15 protein-coding genes and 1 pseudogene are annotated in these 19,317 nt (G+C 37.7%); 12 read left to right on the plus strand and 4 right to left on the minus strand.

Annotated elements, in window-relative coordinates:
- Window positions 1-622: 622 nt before the first annotated feature.
- The 3 genes from ACEN4N_RS09155 to ACEN4N_RS09165 form a co-directional block, all read right to left on the minus strand.
- Complete coding sequence (locus ACEN4N_RS09155; RefSeq protein ID WP_138405136.1) at window positions 623-856, minus strand: heavy-metal-associated domain-containing protein; 234 nt, start codon at window positions 854-856, stop codon at window positions 623-625.
- Between the two features lie 80 nt (window positions 857-936).
- Window positions 937-1,230, minus strand: a complete 294-nt coding sequence (locus ACEN4N_RS09160) for an iron-sulfur cluster repair di-iron protein, ric (RefSeq protein ID WP_338487632.1) — start codon at window positions 1,228-1,230, stop codon at window positions 937-939.
- Between the two features lie 21 nt (window positions 1,231-1,251).
- Window positions 1,252-3,153 (minus strand): heavy metal translocating P-type ATPase, encoded by a 1,902-nt coding sequence (locus ACEN4N_RS09165; RefSeq protein ID WP_407094106.1) that lies wholly within the window; start codon window positions 3,151-3,153, stop codon window positions 1,252-1,254.
- A gap of 152 nt (window positions 3,154-3,305) precedes the next feature.
- Between ACEN4N_RS09165 and ACEN4N_RS09170 the strand changes: the two genes are divergently transcribed.
- The 7 genes and pseudogenes from ACEN4N_RS09170 (at window position 3,306) to ACEN4N_RS09200 (ending at window position 12,524) form a co-directional block, all read left to right on the plus strand.
- Window positions 3,306-4,016 carry a Crp/Fnr family transcriptional regulator gene (locus ACEN4N_RS09170; RefSeq protein ID WP_407094107.1) on the plus strand — a complete coding sequence of 237 codons (711 nt, stop codon included), beginning with the start codon at window positions 3,306-3,308 and terminating at the stop codon, window positions 4,014-4,016.
- A 102-nt stretch (window positions 4,017-4,118) separates the two neighbouring features.
- On the plus strand, window positions 4,119-5,999 hold the full coding sequence (locus ACEN4N_RS09175) for a heavy metal translocating P-type ATPase (RefSeq protein ID WP_407090573.1): 1,881 nt from the start codon (window positions 4,119-4,121) through the stop codon (window positions 5,997-5,999).
- 60 nt (window positions 6,000-6,059) lie between these two features.
- Window positions 6,060-6,806, plus strand: coding sequence for a threonine/serine exporter family protein (locus ACEN4N_RS09180; protein WP_407094108.1), 747 nt, complete (start codon window positions 6,060-6,062; stop codon window positions 6,804-6,806).
- An 11-nt stretch (window positions 6,807-6,817) separates the two neighbouring features.
- Entirely contained in the window at window positions 6,818-7,279 is a 462-nt protein-coding gene (locus tag ACEN4N_RS09185; protein ID WP_407094109.1) for a threonine/serine exporter family protein, read from the plus strand.
- An 839-nt stretch (window positions 7,280-8,118) separates the two neighbouring features.
- Window positions 8,119-8,499 carry a hypothetical protein gene (locus ACEN4N_RS09190; RefSeq protein ID WP_407094111.1) on the plus strand — a complete coding sequence of 127 codons (381 nt, stop codon included), beginning with the start codon at window positions 8,119-8,121 and terminating at the stop codon, window positions 8,497-8,499.
- Window positions 8,496-9,839, plus strand: coding sequence for an FGGY family carbohydrate kinase (locus ACEN4N_RS09195; protein ID WP_407094110.1), 1,344 nt, complete (start codon window positions 8,496-8,498; stop codon window positions 9,837-9,839). Before ACEN4N_RS09190 ends, ACEN4N_RS09195 begins: the two co-directional genes overlap by 4 nt.
- 318 nt (window positions 9,840-10,157) lie before the next feature.
- Window positions 10,158-12,524: pseudogene (locus ACEN4N_RS09200) on the plus strand (phosphoketolase).
- A gap of 122 nt (window positions 12,525-12,646) precedes the next feature.
- Here ACEN4N_RS09200 and ACEN4N_RS09205 read toward each other — a convergent pair.
- Complete coding sequence (locus ACEN4N_RS09205) at window positions 12,647-13,387, minus strand: type II CAAX prenyl endopeptidase Rce1 family protein (protein ID WP_407090566.1); 741 nt, start codon at window positions 13,385-13,387, stop codon at window positions 12,647-12,649.
- Between the two features lie 293 nt (window positions 13,388-13,680).
- On the opposite strand from ACEN4N_RS09205, the gene ACEN4N_RS09210 reads away from it, so the two are divergent.
- From ACEN4N_RS09210 to ACEN4N_RS09230, 5 genes are all read left to right on the plus strand, one after another.
- Complete coding sequence (locus ACEN4N_RS09210; protein WP_407090565.1) at window positions 13,681-14,520, plus strand: MurR/RpiR family transcriptional regulator; 840 nt, start codon at window positions 13,681-13,683, stop codon at window positions 14,518-14,520.
- 1 nt (window position 14,521) lies between these two features.
- Window positions 14,522-15,211 (plus strand): N-acetylmannosamine-6-phosphate 2-epimerase, encoded by a 690-nt coding sequence (locus ACEN4N_RS09215; RefSeq protein ID WP_407090564.1) that lies wholly within the window; start codon window positions 14,522-14,524, stop codon window positions 15,209-15,211.
- Between the two features lie 18 nt (window positions 15,212-15,229).
- Window positions 15,230-16,738, plus strand: a complete 1,509-nt coding sequence (locus ACEN4N_RS09220) for a PTS transporter subunit EIIC (protein WP_407090563.1) — start codon at window positions 15,230-15,232, stop codon at window positions 16,736-16,738.
- 177 nt (window positions 16,739-16,915) lie between these two features.
- Window positions 16,916-18,085 (plus strand): nucleotide sugar dehydrogenase, encoded by a 1,170-nt coding sequence (locus ACEN4N_RS09225; protein ID WP_407090562.1) that lies wholly within the window; start codon window positions 16,916-16,918, stop codon window positions 18,083-18,085.
- A gap of 160 nt (window positions 18,086-18,245) precedes the next feature.
- On the plus strand, window positions 18,246-19,145 hold the full coding sequence (locus ACEN4N_RS09230) for an SDR family oxidoreductase (protein WP_407090561.1): 900 nt from the start codon (window positions 18,246-18,248) through the stop codon (window positions 19,143-19,145).
- The last annotated feature ends 172 nt before the right edge of the window (window positions 19,146-19,317 follow it).

Genomic DNA, 19,317 nt, shown 5'->3' on the forward strand with positions numbered 1-19,317 from the left:
TTTTTGGTTCACTAAAAATTTCAACGTATGACGGATTGTCTACAAATATTTAGTCTTTATACCTTTGAGTCTACGATTATTATGACAGAAATAAACTTAGTTCACGAATGAAATGAGTGTGGCTCAGATTGTCCACGTTCATAGGACCAGTATAATTATTGCGGTTCGTCCTGAGTTGTGTGAACTCAAGCCAAATGGAGATGCGGTTTGTCCTGAGTTGTGTGAACTCAAGCCAAATGGAGATGCGGTTTGTCCTGAGTTGTGTGAACTCAAGCCAAATGGACTTGCGGTTTGTCCTGAGTTGGTCTAACTCAAGCCAAATGGAGTAGCGGTTTGTCCCGAGTTGTGTGAACTTAAGCCAAATGGATGTGCGGTTTGTCCTGAGTTGGTCGAACTCAAGCCAAATGGGTGTGTGGTTTGTCCTGAGTTGTGTGAACTCAAGTCAAATGGATGTGCGGTTTGTCCTGAGTTGGTCGAACTCAAGCCAAATGGAGATACGGTTTGTCTTTAGTTGTGTGAACTCAAGCCAAATGAACCAGCCATTTGGCACAAGTCACCACCCAAACCCTCTACAAACAAAAAAGCATCCGGAATCTAACTTTCCGGATGCTTTTTTTATGTGTTAAGCTGCTTTGACAACTGACTTAATAACTGGGTAGCCCATGTCTTCAATGGCTTTTTCAATATCTGAGATCTGTAGTGCTTGGTCATCGAATTTCACTTTAACTTTACTTGAATTGAATAGGACTTTCAGACTATCTTCGTCAACACCGTTAAGTGCTTTAACAGCTGCTTCAATTTTTTGTAGACATGATGGACATGAAAGAGTTTCTAGAGTAATAATTCCTTGTGACATAATACATTCTCCTTTTTCTTTTTTATTCTATATATAGTTTAAGCTATTTTGAATGAGGTGTCATTGACGGCGGTCAAGTTTTAACTTAAATAAAGTGAATCGGCTTCTTTTAACATGGTGTAAACTGCAGCATACGTTTCGCAAACATCATCAGGGATTGTGTAGTTATCAGAAATTTCTCTAAGGGTTGTGAATTCTGTATTTAGATCTGGTTGTTCCTCTTCAGCGGCTTGAGTTTTGTCTTGAATACGGACATAGATATCGCGAACATCAAAGGCTTCAGGGTGATTCTTTCCGTGTGCACGTGTGATGGCTGTAGTGTATAAGTCTAATTTCTCTGCGTTTGTGTTGATATAATCATTAAATTTTGTCATTTTTTATCCTCTTTCTTTTTCTCATTTTGCTGTTTGAGCAGTATTTTGTTTTGATTCCATTTTATTTGATGAATCTTTAAGACGGTATCTTAATAAGCGCATTCCATTGAAAATAACAACTAAAATACTTGCTTCATGGACTAACATTCCAATCGACATATTCATCCAGTTACTAAAGAATAGACTCGCAACTAAGATGGCAACGACACCAATTGCAATGATAATATTTTGTGTCATATTCCGAGCAGTAGCGCGTGTTAAACCTAAAGCGTGTGGCAGGCGGTTGAAGTCTGAGTTCATTAGAACAACATCTGAAGTTTCGATCGCCACGTCGGTTCCGCTACCCATTGCAATTCCAATATCTGCTAAGGCAAGTGACGGGCTATCGTTTACACCATCTCCGACGAAAGCGACGATTTGACCTTGTTCTTGTAATTTCTTGATATGAGCTGATTTATCTTCAGGTAACATATGACCGTGCGCTTGAGTTAAACCAAGTTGTTTCGCCACTAAATCAACAGTACCTTGGTTGTCACCCGATAGCATGACTAAGTTTTTCACGCCGAAGTCTTTGAGTTTTTGTAGATCTTGTTTTACGCCTGGACGGATTTGGTCACGGATTCCCATGACGTATTTCACAACACCATCAACAGCTGTAATAACTATTGAGTTCCCATTTCTTTCAAGACGCTCAATATCCGCTTGCATCTTGCCAGTTAAAGAAATTTGTTCTTTCTCCATTAATGCAGGGTTTCCGACAGCGACACGTTTTTGGTTAATGTGAGCGACAATCCCGCCACCTTTAACAACATCAGTCTGGTCAACAGGTAAGAATGATACTGAGCCAATATCATTTAAAATGGCTTTAGCTAACGGGTGATCTGATTCATTTTCCACACTTGCTAAGTAACGTAGAGTTAAATCGTCGTCATCCCCGTAACTCAATCGTTCAGCGACTTCAGGATTTCCTACTGTGAGTGTTCCAGTTTTGTCAAAAACAATAGTATCAACGCGGCTGAAGTCGTGAATGACTTCGCTCCCTTTTAATAAGATACCGTTACGCGCGCCGTTCCCAATTCCAGCAACATTTGACACAGGTACTCCAATGACTAAGGCACCTGGACAACCAAGAACTAGAATTGTGATGGCTAACTCAATATTTCGTGTGAAAAACCAAACGATAACTGCCAGGAGTAATACAATCGGTGTGTAGTATTTTGAGAAGCGGTCGATAAAGCGTTCAGCTTCTGACTTAGAGTCTTGTGCTTCTTCAACCATTTCAATAATTTTACCGAAAGTTGTATCTTCTCCAACTTTATCTGCACGGATTTGAAGTGTCCCATTTTCTAACATCGTTCCGGCAAAGACTTTCGAATTGAGTTGCTTTGTCACGGGAACAGCTTCACCAGTAATACTTGCTTCATTAATGTGGCCTTCACCACTTAGAACTGTTCCATCAACAGGCACTTTAGCTCCAGTCTTTACGAGCAAAGTGTCGCCTTCATCAACTTCATCCACATCAACCATCTCAAACTCGCCGCTATCTGTTAAAAGTAAGGCGCTCTCTGGTGCCATATTGGTTAACTCTTTAATTGCTGAACGCGTTTGATTTAAAGTTCTTTGTTCTAAATACGATCCGAATAGGAATAGGAAAGTAACAATGGCTGATTCTTCATAGTTTTGAATTAAGAAGGCGCCAATAACCGCAATCGTAACAAGCACATCAATACTGACGACTTTTACCTTCAGGGCTTGATAGGCCTGAATAGCAATCGGTAGAACACCGAGAATTGAAGCAATAATGAAAGTAACATTGAATAATATGGCATTATTCAAGACAAAGTGACTAAAGAAACCAAACGCAATTAAAATTCCACTGAGTAAAGTAATGAGCTTTTTTTGACTCAAAATAAATCTTTGCATAGTTTTTTACCTCCAAGTAATATTTGTTTGCCTTACAAATACTAGTATAGAGGGGCTTGCAAAATAAAGAATTGACCGACATCAAGATTTCAAAAAGAATTAAGTGGTATACTATCTATAAAGAAAAGAGTATATATAGGAGGAAGCAAATTATGAGTCAACACCACCATTACCACCATGAACCCGGAAACCATGCAGCTTGCATTCGCCTCGTGCCGATTTTTAATCATTTAGAAGACGATGCGATGGATAAGATAGCAGAGCGAGCGACGACAAAAGTGTTTAAACGAAGTGATTATTTATTCCGAGCGCAAGAAAAAGACGATACCTTATATATAGTGAATCGAGGGAAAGTCCGAATCTTTCTATTATCTGAATCAGGAAAAGAACAACTAATTCGCATTCTACACCCCGGAGATTTCATGGGAGAGTGGACGATTTTTAACCCTGGCGGCGTCCACGAAGCCTATGCGCAAGCAACTCAAGACACTGTAGTCTGTACGATTGGTCAAGCAGATATCCAAGCGTTCTTAACTGACTATCCAACCATAACAATGAAACTACTCGCAGAAATGTCACAACGGCTTGAAAGTTCAGAAAGACAAACGGTTAAAGTGGCCGAAGACCAGGTCGGAAACCGATTGATAATGTTTCTAGCTGAAAATGTGGTAGGCCCAGCTTCAGAACAAATCATTGAGTTAGAAATGACGCGAAAAGATATCGCTTCATACTTAGGAACAACACCAGAAACAATCAGTCGAAAATTCAAGGAACTTGAACAAGCAGGGTTAATCGAACAATTAACGCCCAAGAAAATTAAAATAGTCGATGTAGATGAATTATTACTATATAGCGAACAATAAATTAATGGTCCAAACACCCTAAAAGACGACATTCTTAGGGTGTTTTAGTGTATAATAGATATAAGGTATAAAATTTTGTTATAAGAAATGGATGTGTTAAAAATGATGTCTTACATTTTAAAACAACGTGAAGGTCAATTTCTGTTAATCGGTACTATTTTACTAGTGTTAGGTTTTATTTCATTTACGAATCCAGTTTTAAGTCGCCTGTTCTTTTATGCAGCAATCTTTTTCTTAGGTTTCTTTGCGACCAAGGATGCGGTCATTGAAACTTTAAAAGATAAATCACCGAATGTCGATTTATTAATGGTACTCGCTGCTATTGGTGCTTTGTTGATTGGTTATGAATCTGAAGGAGCGATGCTCCTATTCATCTTCGCGGGTGCAGAATTCTTAGAAGATTTCGCAATGAATAAATCGACTAGAGCGATTGAGGAACTCATGGGGCAGGTGCCTGATACAGCCCAATTATTAAAGGAAAACGGCGATGTCGTTGAGGTGCCAACGTCTCAGTTAAGCGTTGGAGAAGTTGTTGTGGTAGCGAAAGGGGCTCAACTACCCATCGATGGCTACCTTGACCGAACAACAACTGTCAATGAAGCGGCTTTAACAGGGGAATCCTTACCAGTCGAGAAAGACAAAGGTGAAGAAGTCTTTGCGGGGACAATTAATGAAGGGAATTCTATCTACCTCACAGTCAGTAAAACAAGCAAAGAAACCGTCTTTTCAAATATTGTACGAATGGTTGAAGAAGCTCAAAGTCGTCCGTCGCAAATATCGCGGATTATTGACCGACTCGAATCAAAATATGTCATTGGTGTCTTGCTTGCAGTACCGGTATTTATCATATTATTAATGCTGATTGGATCAATGTCATTTCAGGATGCCTTTTATCGCGGGATGGTGCTACTCACAGTTGCCAGTCCGTGTGCATTAGTAGCCTCAGCCACACCAGCAACTTTATCGGCGATTAGTAATGGGGCTAAGAATAGGATTCTATTCAAAGGTGGGGCAGCGATGGAAGCCTTGAACACCATGGATATTTTACTTTCTGATAAAACGGGGACGTTAACGTTTGGAGAATTCAAAGTGGTGGACTATCAAGTGCCCGAACGGATTCTGAAAGAAGTCGTCTTTATGGAACAGACGTCTAGCCATCCGATAGCGGAAGCCATTAGTACATCATACAGCGATTTATCCCTCGATAGCGTGGACCAAAATGAAATGGTTGAAGAGATTGTTGCCGTCGGTATGCAAAAAGGCGATATTGTCGTAGGGAAACCGTCTTACTTTGACACATTTAATGATCCCAATGGTTACCGTAAGCAAATTGAACAAGGCTATACAACGATCTTCGTTGGTCAAGGGCAAGAGATTGTCGGCTACTTAGTACTAGCAGACCAAGTGCGCAGTGAAGCAAAATACGCTGTTAGACAATTTCAAAAAGAAGGAGTCGACGTACAACTTATTACCGGTGATAATCCCAAAGTGGCGAAACTGGTTTCAGACGAAGTCGGCATTAAATCATTCCAAGCATCCTGCTTACCCGAAGATAAGATCAAACGCGTGCAGATGGAACATCAAGCGGGCCACGTCGTTGGGGTGATTGGCGATGGTATTAATGATGCGCCAGCGCTTGCCGGAGCGGATATTGGTATTGCGATGGGTTCTGGTTCTTCTGTTGCTATGGAATCGGCTGACGTTGTCATTGTTAAGAATAACTTAGCCAAACTTTTCTATAGTTATGAACTTAGCGGGAAATTGAATCGCATCATTAAACAAAACATCCTCTTCTCAATTTCTGTGATTGTGATACTTGTCATATTAAATATCATTGGAATTCTTGACTTGCCGATGGGAGTCGTCTTTCACGAAGGCTCAACAATATTAGTCATTCTTAATGGTTTGCGACTATTGGTGGAAAAAGATACCCAAGAGAATACGCATCAGGAATCAGTGGAAGTGACCTCTCTTAAAAATTAAAGCGAGTTCTAATGCAAGTATTGGATTTTATGTTATCCTTTGTACTAAGAGGTGATCTTGATGGATAATAAAAATTTACTGCTAAAAACAACCTTACTTGCAGGACGAATTATGATGGAATCGGGTTCAGAAGCCTATCGTGTAGAAGATACGATGCAAAGAATTGCAAAAAATAGTAAGAAATTCGACACGGAAAGCTATGTGACTGCGACCGGAATTTTTATGAGTATTAATGATGAGTCGACGTCTCAAATGACTCAAGCTCGCAATCGTTCAATAAATTTAGAGAAAATTGATGCAACAAACCGTTACTCACGTATGTATGCTAAAGGTGAAATTTCTTTAATTTATTTGTATAAAGCACTGCAATCAGTGGATTTACAAACACCCGAATTTAACAAATATTACCGAATGCTTGCAGCAGGTTTAGCAAGTTTATCTTTAATGCTTTTATTAGGCGGTGCATATAGTGACGTTTTAACGGCTTTTATTATCGGATCACTGGGTTACTTCACATCTAACCGTATTTATGTTCGAACAGAGATGAACTTCATCAATGATTTAATAGCATCTTTCTTAATTTCGATTACCTCAGTGCTATGTTACCGAATGGGGTTTGTCGCTAATTTGGACAGTTTAATTATCGGTTGTATTATGCCACTCGTTCCCGGTCTAGCTATCACTTCCGGAATGAGAGACTTATTCGAAGGGCATTTACTGACGGGTATGGTTCGTGTAGTTGAAGCAATTTTGATCTCTACGGTCATCGGTATTGGTATTGCGATGACTTTACAATGGTTTTCTTAAGGAGTTAGCGAATGACTGAATTTATTGAACAAATTATCTTTAGTTTTATAGCCAGTGTATCTTTTGGAATTATATTAAATGGTCCTCGAAGAGGGGTTTTCTTTGGGGGGATTGCTGGAACCTTAGGCTGGGTGAGCTTCTGGGCGATTAACCGTGCTATTGGCGATTTAGCGATTTCGAATTTTGTTGGATCCGTTGTGATTGGTTTGATCTGTATCGTCTTGTCTAGAAAATTACGACTACCAGTCATCACTTTAAACACACCAGCTATTGTGCCACTTGTTCCCGGAGGAGCTGCTTATATGGCTGTTCGCTCGGTCGTGGAAGAGAATTACATGGCCGGTATGAACTATGTGATGGACGTGTTATGGACTGCAGGTGCTATTGTACTTGGATTCATGGTCGTTAAATTAATTGAAAATGAAATCAAAGCCAGACGCCTTAAAAAACAAGAAAAATTGAAGAGTATATAATCAGAAACCTCACTAGAGTGAAATACTTTAGTGGGGTTTTTATTTTGACTTGGGTTTATCTTAGGATTATTTTATTATGCAATTAAATCCGGTTGAAAGAGGTAATGACAAGTCTTAGAAATAAGTTCCCCTTCTTAGTGGAAAATGACAGTTTATGAAAAACTTTACAGAACCCTTTGTAAGGCATACACTTTACTTAACGCAAAAATAATATGACTTTATAATAATTTGTTTGTAAAGATTGTTAGAATGATAGGTGAAAAATTAAAAAAGTTTAAATATAGAAATTAGAGAGAGTCGAATAATATATAAATCTCATACAACTAAATAATGTAGAGTTACAAATTGTGCAATTTTTATTTGAACATGAGAAACAGTTTGCCCCAAGTAAAGAAATTGCTCAAAAAGCTGACGTATTTAACAAGACAATTAGAAAATACATTTAATCATTGAATAATTTGTTAAAAGACTTTGGCGCAAGTATAGAAATGAAACTCAGAAAATGACCTTTGAAGATTCAGTTTTTCTCAGCGTTACTACCGACCGTGTACGCTTTGTGTTGAATGCTTTCTTTCAAAAAATCAATGAGTTAAACAAGGAAAGGAAATTAATGGTTTCGACATCAATCCTAATATGTCTGAGATATATTTGGATGACAAACTGACTTATATCGCTTGTATTCAGGAACTTTTAGTAGTAGAAAAGTAGAATATTGTCTTTCTACTATTACCAGCTAGAGAGCCTACTAATGCCACAATGAATGATTTAAAAGGAGTCTTCAAAAAAGCCGACATCGAGATTGATTTTTACCCAGAACTTGGAAGAGGATATTATTCAAAATAGTCCATAAGGGGATTGAATATGATATGATGCTAGTAATCGCAGAAGGATCAGAGCTTTTAAATACACAAAGACAGTTTGATTTTGACTTAAGTCAAGTCACACATAATTGGAGCTATGGATCGATTATTGAGTCTGCATTAATGGATAATATTCATGAAGAGTTAGCGAAAGATACACATCTCACACAATTTAATCAGAAAGTGCATGCCTCAGGCGAAGCAAAATGGATGGTTGGCGAAGCATTACAAGAAGAAGTGCCCACACCGGTTATTTCTTTATCACTAATGAAACGAAATGTGTCATTAACGGAGCTACCATTCTCAAACCAAGTCCTATCAGCCATGCGCTATAACTTTGGGGGGCATAAGGAATATTGAGCGAATATATAGCAAGTGTCGACATCGGTACAACGAATATCAAAATTAATTTATTTAATTCAGATTACCATGTTGTCGATATGGTGAAATACCCACATTTAAATATTAATCAAGACGACACGGTTTTTGAAATGGATTTTGAAGAAATCTGGGAAAATGTGTTGGATGGCATCAAACATTTAATTATCGTAAATGAAGTAGAGCAATTAGAAATCATCCTCACAACAGCCATGCATAGTGTTCAGTTAATCAATGAAGACGGTACCTTATCAGGGGCAGTCTTGACATGGGCAGACACTCGCGGAACTGAAATTATCGAGCAACAAAGTGAGGAAGCATTAACAAATCAGTACAACCGAACTGGAACTCCTATCCATAGTATGAATCCTTACTTTAAATTAATGAGTGTATATGAAAAAGGTAAGCGCATTGGATCTCTAAAAGATTTACTATTCTACCGATTAACAGGTGAATGGGTGATTGATATTAGTAATGCTTCAAGTAGTGGTTTATTGAACTTAGAATCGCTAACTTGGGATGCGGTATCCTTAGCCGACATTGGTTTAGAAACAAGTGAGCTACCGCGAATTGAAGCGGTGGATTACAATGCGAAAGCGATGGATGCGCTGTTTAATGCAGAGGTTTCGGTGACGATTGGGACAACGGACGGAATTTCTTCAAACTATGTCTTCAGTGACCTCGATGATGTTGCTGTCCTTTCAATTGGAACGAGTCATGCTGTTCGTGTCATTAATAAGCAACCGCAATTAAACTATCAATACCAAAACTTCGCTTATAATATTAAGGAAGGTCAATATTTAATTGGATTACCAAGTAATAACGGGGCCGATGTATTGTCTTGTACGAATAAAGTTTTCAATAGTAGTTTCGAAGAATTGAATCTAGTTGCAGCAAAACGTCCACATACGGAAAGTATATTTGTGCCATATCTAAACGGAGAGCGGGCGCCCATATGGAATGAAGCAGCAACGGGGAACTTATTTGATATCACTCGGGTGAGTTCAAGGGAATCGGTCCTCTACTCAATTATCCTTGGAATGATATTCAATATAAAACACAACGTTAGCGTCTTAGAAGAACTTACTGACTTTAAAGCAATCGGCTTAGTGGGCGGTGTGACAGAGCTAGATGCCTTTCCACAATTAATTGCAGATATTCTAGGTTACAAATTATATATTCCAACGATGAAAAATGCAGAAACATTAGGGAGTATCGCCGTTGTTAAAGATGTTGACCTACCAACTGAATACCGTGTGATTGAACCGATAAGTCAGCAGAATTTTGATGAAGTATATAAGAAGTATTTGGATAGAATCTAAGCAGGTCTAACTTGTAAATCAACTCACGCCTATCAATGGCGTGGGAGGGCTTAAGTTACTTAACTATTCAAACCCTCACCTAAACTACAATGATGAGTTTAGGTGAGTTTTTTTATGCAACATTTAACTTTATTGAGGAAACTTGTCTTCGGCCACACCTCACAATGCAATGAATTAAAATATGTTCGTAGTGAATTCAAGAAGAATGTTTAATCAAATGGGAAAATATAAGACCTTAACATAGTGAAAGTTGAATGTTATGCATTACTAAAAAGTTTATGCTATCCTAAACTTATCAAAGTAAAGGGAGCTAAAAAGATGGAACATTATGACACGAAAGAATATCTTGCAAAAGTTGATGCATGGTGGCGAGCAGCAGATTATTTATCAGTCGGGCAAATGTATTTAAAAGCTAATCCCCTTTTAAGAGAAAAGTTAAAACCAGAACATTTGAAAGTGAATCCGATTGGTCATTGGGGAACAATATCTGGGCAAAATTTTATTTATGCCCATTTAAATCGCGTGATCAATAAGTATGATTTAAATATGTTTTATATTGAAGGCCCAGGACACGGTGGGCAAGTGATGGTTTCCAATTCGTATTTAGATGGAAGTTATTCTGAAATTTATCCAGAAATTACTCAAGATGAGTCGGGAATGCAGAAATTATTCAAACAATTTTCATTTCCAGGAGGTATCGGATCGCATGCGGCACCGGAGACCCCAGGATCAATTCATGAAGGCGGAGAGTTAGGATATTCACTATCACATGGCACTGGCGCGATATTAGATAATCCAGAAGTTATCGCAGCAACGGTGATTGGTGATGGGGAAGCAGAGACAGGGCCACTAGCAGCAAGCTGGTTTGCTAATACCTTTATTAATCCAGTTAATGATGGAGCTGTGTTACCCATTCTCCATTTAAATGGTGCGAAAATTGCTAATCCAACCTTATTAGCGCGTAAATCTGATGATGATCTTGAAAAGTATTTTCAAGGAATGGGTTGGGATCCTGTCTTTATTGAGGGAGATGACCCTAAAACATTGCATCCCATTATGGCTGAAAAATTAGATGGAATTATTGAAAAAATTAAACTCATTCAGAATAATGCGAGAAAGCAACCTGCGGAAAAAGCCCATATGCCAAATTGGCCGTTACTAGTTGTCCGGACTCCAAAAGGCTGGGGCGGGCCAGAAGTTTGGGAAGGTAAGCAAATTGAAGGAAGTTATCGTTCCCATCAAGTACCGATTCCTGTAAATCAAAAAGAGTTTGAACATGCTGATGCCTTAGTGGAGTGGCTTGAGTCTTATAAACCAGAGAAATTGTTTGATGAGTCTGGTAAATTAAAGGATGAGATTGCTGAAATCAGACCAACAGGAGATGCCCGAATGGCGAAAAATCCAATTACTAATGGAGGTATCAATGTTCAAGCCTTAAACTTGCCGGACTGGAAAGATTATACTTTATCCAATAAACACCCCGGTTCAAAGCAAGCTCAAGATATGTCAGAGTTTGGGAAGTTTGCGCGTGATATTGTGCAAGCAAATCCGAATAATTTCCGTATATTTGGGCCTGATGAAACAAATTCAAATCGATTGAATAGCGTCTTTGAAGTGACGCAACGGCAATGGCTTGAAGGTGTGGATGATGTGACAGATGAAGATATCGGTGCAGTCGGGCGAGTAATCGACAGCCAACTTTCCGAGCATCAAATGCAAGGTATGTTAGAGGGATACACATAAACTGGCCGTTACGGATTCTTTGCCAGTTATGAAGCTTTCTTGCGGGTGGCTGATTCGATGATTACACAACACTTTAAATGGATTCGTAAAGCGAGTCTCTATGATTGGCGTCGACCGTATCAGTCGCTCAATTTAATCTCATCGTCAACAGTTTTTCAACAAGATCATAATGGATATACACACCAGGATCCTGGAATTATTACACTAGTTGCAGAGAAAAAACCAGAGTTTACGCGAGTATATCTACCAGCAGATACGAACATATTACTAGCAACAATGGATAAAGTGTTTCGTTCGCAACACTTAATTAATTTAGTAGTGAGTTCAAAACATCCACGGCCTCAGTTTTATTCAACAGATGAAGCTGAAGAAATAGTTAATAAAGGGTTGAAAGTTATTGATTGGGCTTCGACAGTGAAACCAAACGAAGAACCCGATGTAGTCATTGTAGCTGCCGGAAGTGAACCGAATTTAGAAGCATTAGCATCAGTACAACTATTGACGGAGCAATTTAAAGATTTGAAGATTCGCTTTGTTAATGTTGTTGATTTACTTAAATTACGTTCGCCTAATATTGATCCGCGCGGGTATAGTGATGAAGAATTTGATGGAATTTTTACTAAAGATAAACCAATATTCTTTGCTTATCATGGTTTTGAAGGTTTAATCCGAGACATTTTCTTTTCGCGTTCGAATCACCAAGTATATATTCATGGATACCGTGAAGAAGGTGACATTACGACACCATTCGACATGCGTGTCTTGAATGAATTAGATCGTTATCATTTAGCTAAACATATCGCAACGGTTGTAGTAGGGGAAGATGCGACTGAGTTTTCACAAAAGATGACTGAGAAAATCAACTATCACCATGACTATATACGTGAGCATGGTACTGATATGCCAGAGGTTCTTGAATGGAAATGGACCGGGCTAGAGTAATAAATAATAAATTACCGCTTCAGATTGCATTAGTGCAATTCGAAGCGGTATTTTTTTTGTGATTCAGCAAGTTTTTGAAAGGTGCCATTTTAGGCAACGGCTACTTATTTTCATTCTATCGATTAGATAAGTCCAGCAGATAAGATAAAGATAGCCAACCCATGTGAAATAGTTGCGGGCGCTAAGCCGTATCTTTCTGAAATATAAGCACAAACTAAACCTTCATACAAAGTGAAAATAATAACCCAGAATCCTAGATTAGTGACTGTGATTGCTAGAAAAGTATGACCCAACGCAAAAATTAAGCCTGATAAAGCAATGGATTTATTTATACCAACTTCTTGTTTAAGATAGTTTTGTAAAAATCCACGAAATAATACTTCTTCAAGTAAGTTGCCAAAAAGCGCTAGGATTAATAAAGGAAGCAGTAAATGAAGGGCAACCTCACCTCCACGATCTGTAATAGGGATTGACAGATAAGGCAACATGAATGGGATAGCGATAAGTAAAGCTGCTAAAGCACCAATAAATAGAGATCGGGACTTAGAGTTTGTTTTAAACCAAATGAAATTGGAAGTTAAGTGTCGATTTGAAAAATAAATTAGAAGAGTCACTAATAGAGAAAGCAACCCTATCGTAATCAGAATAAAAGCATCATCAATAAACCTCAGCCACAAGACATTACCATTCACTCCAAATACCCATACGTTAAGGGGAGTCATCGCATCCCGCATTAATATAAAACCAAAGATCAAGTTGAATATTTTTAAGACAGTCATATCTTTAGGGATTATGAGATAAATCGCAACAACCACAATTAAACCAGGGAATAGTCTAAGAAAATAATCCAGAAGTAGCAGCATGTTAGACCTCCTATGACATTATTATATTCAGTATATAGTATCGCGGGGGTGAATGCACTTGGGAAGGAGTGGGGATGTGTATGAAATGATTGAGAAATAAAATTAATATCATGTTCGTTAGTTTCAATAATTATAATTTTTCTGAAATTACTTTCTGATACAGAAGAAAATTAGAGAATTTGATTTAAATATACTGAAAATAGTTTCTGTTTTTATTAATTTGTTGAAATTAGTTTCTTCACTAAGTATACTTACTTTGTAAGCGATACCGATAGAAAAAAAGAGGTGAAAAATTGAGTGAAATATTTAAAAGTTCAGTTCCCATTATTGAATCAGTTTACGATTCTTTAACGCCATCAGAAAAAGACATTGCAGATTTCTTTATTAAAAATACAGATGAGACATTAGATTTTTCATCAAAAAATATTGCTAGTTTAATCCATGTTTCAGAAGCATCTTTAACTCGTTTTTCAAAAAAGTGTGGGTTTTCAGGTTATCGTGAATTTATTTACGATTATCAATCAAAGAAGATTCCAGAGAATATCCAATATCAAAGTAAACAAATGAAAAGAGTATTACACGATTATAATAAAATACTTAATAAGACTTATAGTTTAATCGAAGTGGAGCAAATAGAACGCTTTGCTACACGATTAGCCCATGCTAAACGTGTTTATATTTATGGTAAAGGGAGTTCAGGTCTAGCAGCTACAGAAATGAAAAATCGGTTTATGCGGTTGGGATTACCGATTGAAGCTATCTCAGATGATGATGTCATGTTAGTAAATCATGTGTTAGTTGATAAAGATACCGTTGTAATCGGATTCTCTATCTCAGGGGATAAGCAAGTAGTACTAAAAGCAATGACGCAAGCGACAGCTAATAAAGCTTATACAGTTATGTTTACAACACAACAAAATAATGTGAATGAAAAAATAGTGAATGAAGTGATACCAGTAGCAAGTGTGAAAAATTTGAGCTTTGGTAACCGAATATCCCCACAATTACCATTCTTAATTATAACTGATATTATTTACGATTATTTTATGGAAGTGGATAATCCGAAGAAAGATACTTTTTTTAAGCAGTCATTAGAATCGCTAAACATAAATAAGGAAGAAGAGGGATCATAGTATGAATAAAGCAGAATTTATTAAGCAAGTAAATAACGGAATTATTGTATCATGTCAAGCATTGCCAGGTGAACCATTGTATACCGAAGAAGGAGGAGTAATGCCATTACTTGCGAAAGCTGCAGAAGAAGCAGGAGCTGTTGGTATTCGTGCAAATTCTGTTAGGGATATCAAGGAAATCCAAGCTGCAGTGGATTTACCAATTATTGGACTCATTAAACGTGATTATCCACCGCAAGAACCGTTTATTACTGCAACAATGAAAGAAGTAGACGAGTTAGCAGAAACAGGTGTCGACGTAATTGCTTTAGATTTAACACAGCGTGAAAGATTTGATGGTTTGGAAGTGAATGAGTTTATTAAACAAATTAAAGAGAAATATCCGAATCAATTGTTTATGGCAGATATTAGTACTTTTGAAGAAGGTGTTAATGCCTTTGAACAAGGAATTGACTTTGTAGGTACAACACTAGCAGGATATACAAGCTATAGTAAAAATATTGACGGTCCAAATATTGAATTAATTGATGCCTTAGTTAAAGCAGGCATTGATGTATTGGCAGAAGGAAAAATTCATACGCCTGAACAAGCCGAAGAAATTCAAAACTTAGGTGTTGCAGGAATCGTAGTCGGTGGCGCAATCACGCGTCCAAAAGAAATTGCAGCGCGCTTTATTAACGCGTTAAACTAAAAATAAAGGAGTGAGAATATGTTTAAGAAATTTTCGAAATTAGGTCAGGCATTTATGCTACCCATCGCAATATTACCAGTAGCAGGTTTATTATTAGGGTTAGGGAGTGCTTTATCAAATGATGCGGCGGTAGCACAATTTGCCTTTTTAGGATCTGATTGGTTACAAGCAATCTTTACGATTATGACTGCAGCAGGTAATGCTGTATTTGCTAACCTTTCACTAATATTTACAATCGGGATTGCTGTTGGTTTAACTAATGGAGATAAAGGTACCGCAGGTTTATCTGGGGGTGTAGCATATCTAGTATACACTGCTACGATTGCTGCCTTACTACAATTATTTTCTGCAGAAGGTGCAACTATTGACACAGGTGTGTTAGGTTCGATTGTTATCGGTTTAACAGTGACATTTTTACATAATCGTTACCGTAAGATTGAGTTGCCACAATTTTTAGGCTTCTTCGGAGGATCACGATTTATACCGATTGTTTCTTCTCTAGCCGCAATCATCTTAGGTTTAGTCTTTTACTTAATCTGGCCACCAATTCAGGGAGGTTTAGAATCATTAGGTGAAATGATTGCTAATATGGGAAGTATTGGATCATTTTTCTATGGATTTTTCTTACGATTAACTGGTGCCGTAGGACTGCACCATACTATCTACCCATTATTCTGGTATACATCGTTGGGTGGTGTTGAAACAGTTGCTGGGGAAACAATTTCTGGAGCACAAAATATTTATTTTGCTCAATTGGCAGATCCAAACTTTACAGGCATGTTTACATACGGAACACGTTTCTTTGCGGGTCGCTTTGCTACAATGATGTTTGGCTTACCAGCGGCAGCATTGGGAATGTATCATGCAATCCCTAAAGAAAATCGCGCAGAGAACAGTGGTTTCTATTTCAGTAGTGCTTTAACATCATTTTTAACTGGTATTACTGAACCAATCGAGTTTTCATTCTTATTTGCAGCACCTTGGTTATATGTTATCCATGCATTTTTAGATGGAGTTTCGTTCTTTGTTGCTGATATTCTACAAATTAGAATTGGTAATACTTTCTCGGGTGGTTTAATTGACTTCATGTTATTTGGTCCTTTCCAAGGGAATGAAAAAACTAACTGGCTTCTAGTAATTCCAGTTGGAATCGTATGGGCATTCGTTTACTACTTTGTATTTAAAACACTAGTTAGAAAATTTAAAGTAGCCGTGCCTGGTATGGAAGTAAATGTTGGTGAAATGCCGAAAGCTTCTGATAAAGGTGGTAAAAAATCAAGTTTAAATGAACAAGCTTTAACAATTATTGAAGCATTAGGAACAGAAGAAAATATTGAATACGTCACAGCTTGTGCTACTCGTTTACGTGTATCAGTTAAGGATAATCAGATCGTTGATAAAGATACACTCAAAAATCTTGGTGCGACCGCAGTGCTAGAAGTACAAAATGGTGTGCAAGCTATTTATGGCGGGAAATCGGATTTATATAGTCAAGAAATCAATCAAATATTAGGAAATGATGAATAATCCATTTCTGTGAGTGAGCTACTCATGTAAAGTTTTATTATCCCCCAAGACCACTAACTAACAATTAGTGGTCTATTTTTTTTACTCTCATCCCCCCCAAAAAACCTTCTCCATCTGTTATAATTAGCACATATCGAAATAAAGTTTAACTATTATTAGCGACAAGGAGAACTAAATATGAATATAACAGTAGTAGGCTTAGGTTACGTTGGGCTATCGAATGCGATTTTGTTAGCACAGAACAACAACGTCCGTGCCTTGGAGATTGTTCAAGAGAAAGTTGACTTAATTAACCAAGGTAAGTCACCCATCTCTGATGAAGAAATTCAAAAATACTTATCTAGTAAAGATTTAACGCTTGAAGCAACCTCAGATAAAGAATATGGCTATGGTCATGATCCTGAATTTGTCGTTGTCGCAGCACCGACAGATTATGATGATGTGAAGGATCATTTCAATACGGTTGCTTTAGAAAGTGTCATTAAAGACGCACTAGAGTATGCGCCAAATGCAACAATTATTATTAAATCAACCATCCCAGTAGGATATACACGTCGTATAAATAAACAATTCAAGACGGATAATATTATTTTCTCACCAGAATTTTTACGTGAAGGGAAAGCTCTTCTAGATAATTTATACCCATCAAGAATTATCGTTGGGGAAAAATCTGAACGTGGGCAAACTTTTGCGAATTTGATGTTAGAAGGTGCTATTGCTGACGATGTTAAAGTCTTATTGATGGACGCAACTGAAGCGGAAGCAGTGAAATTATTCTCGAATACTTATTTAGCGTTACGTGTGTCATATTTTAATGAGTTGGACACTTATGCGGAAACTAAAGGATTGAATACTAAAGCAATTATTGATGGGGTAAGTTTAGATCCTCGAATTGGTGATTACTACAACAATCCCTCTTTTGGTTACGGTGGTTATTGTTTACCAAAAGACACAAAGCAATTATTAGCAAACTACAAAGATGTACCAAATAATTTAATACGTGCAATCGTTGATTCGAATGCAACTCGTAAAGGCTTTGTAGCGAATCAAGTTCTAGCAAAAGAGCCTAAAGTTGTTGGGATTTATCGTTTAGCTATGAAGACAGATTCGGATAACTTCCGTCAGGCTGCGATTTTCGATATTATGAGAGAAATGCGTGCTGAAGGGGTTGAAGTGATTATTTACGAACCGAGCTTAAATGCTGTCTCTTTTGAAGGGTATCGAGTCCTTAGTGATATTAATGAATTTAATCTAACTTCTGATGTGATTTTAGCGAATCGCATTTCTGAAGAAATTGAAGAAGTACGTGAGAAAGTTTATACAAGAGATATTTATAACGAAAATTAATTTTGATTTAGCCATTCATTTCAATAAGAAGTGAATGGCTTTTATTTATGTAAAGCTCATACCATGAGTTTCACTTATTATATAGTAGTAAGCAGATGTTTAACGGACAAGAATTCATCATGTTATTATTAAATTATCTTAGCAAAGGGAGGACAATATAATGACACACAACAATGAAGATCCGAGAAAAAAATATTATACAGATGGTTTCTCAGAGAAAAATGAAGATGTCGCAAAGTCACCAGCGCTACAAAAGGATATGAAACCTGTTCCTGATTGTGGGGAAGAGTCATATAAAGGTAAAGGACGTTTAGAAGGACGTCATGCGTTAATTACTGGTGCAGACTCTGGAATAGGTCGGGCAGCGGCAATTGCTTTTGCGCGTGAAGGTGCGGATGTTGCGTTTCAGTATTTTCCAGGAGAAGAACCAGACGCAGAAGAGGTTCGCGAATTAATTGAAGCAGAAGGACGAAAAGCGCTATTAATTCCAGGCGATTTACGTGAAGAAGGCGTAGCAACAGAATTAATCAACAAAACTGTCGAAGAATTCGGTGAGATTGATATCTTAGTACTGAACTCTGGTCAACAAATCGCTCATGAAAAATTAAGTGACTTATCAATGAAACAAGTGAATGATACATTCAAAGTTAATATTATTAGTATGTTTGAAGCGGTTAAGGCTGCCGAGAACCACCTGAAAGCTGGAAGCTCAATTATAACAACAACTTCTGTTCAAGCATCAAACCCATCAGCATCTCTATTAGACTATGCCGCAACAAAAGGTTCTATTTCTAACTTTACAGTTGGAATGTCTAAGTATTTTGGAGAAAAAGGGGTGCGCGTGAATTCAGTGGCACCAGGACCAATTTGGACGCCGCTTCAGTTAGATAACGGAAAGCTTGAAGGAGACTTAGAAACATTTGGTCAAACTGAAACACTTGAACGTGCAGGACAGCCCGTTGAATTAGCGCCTGTTTACGTGTTTTTAGCTTCAGAAGAAGCAAGTTATGTTACAGGCCAAATTTATGGTGTGACAGGTGGACAAGATATTAGTTTATAAGATGTTTATATATAAATTAAACTTAATATAATACTCTGAATAAGGGGGAGCGTCAAGAAGTTTGTGTAAATAAAGAATTCCTTCTGTAAAAAAATCAGCTCTCTGCTAGTGTTCCAAACATTTCCCATAGCTCTGCTTCAGCTTGCTGGAAACCGCGGTGGCTTCGGGTTAA

Origin of the sequence: Ruoffia sp. FAM 20857 (assembly GCF_045528645.1) — a bacterium.
GTDB classification, from domain to species: Bacteria; Bacillota; Bacilli; order Lactobacillales; family Aerococcaceae; genus Ruoffia; species Ruoffia halotolerans.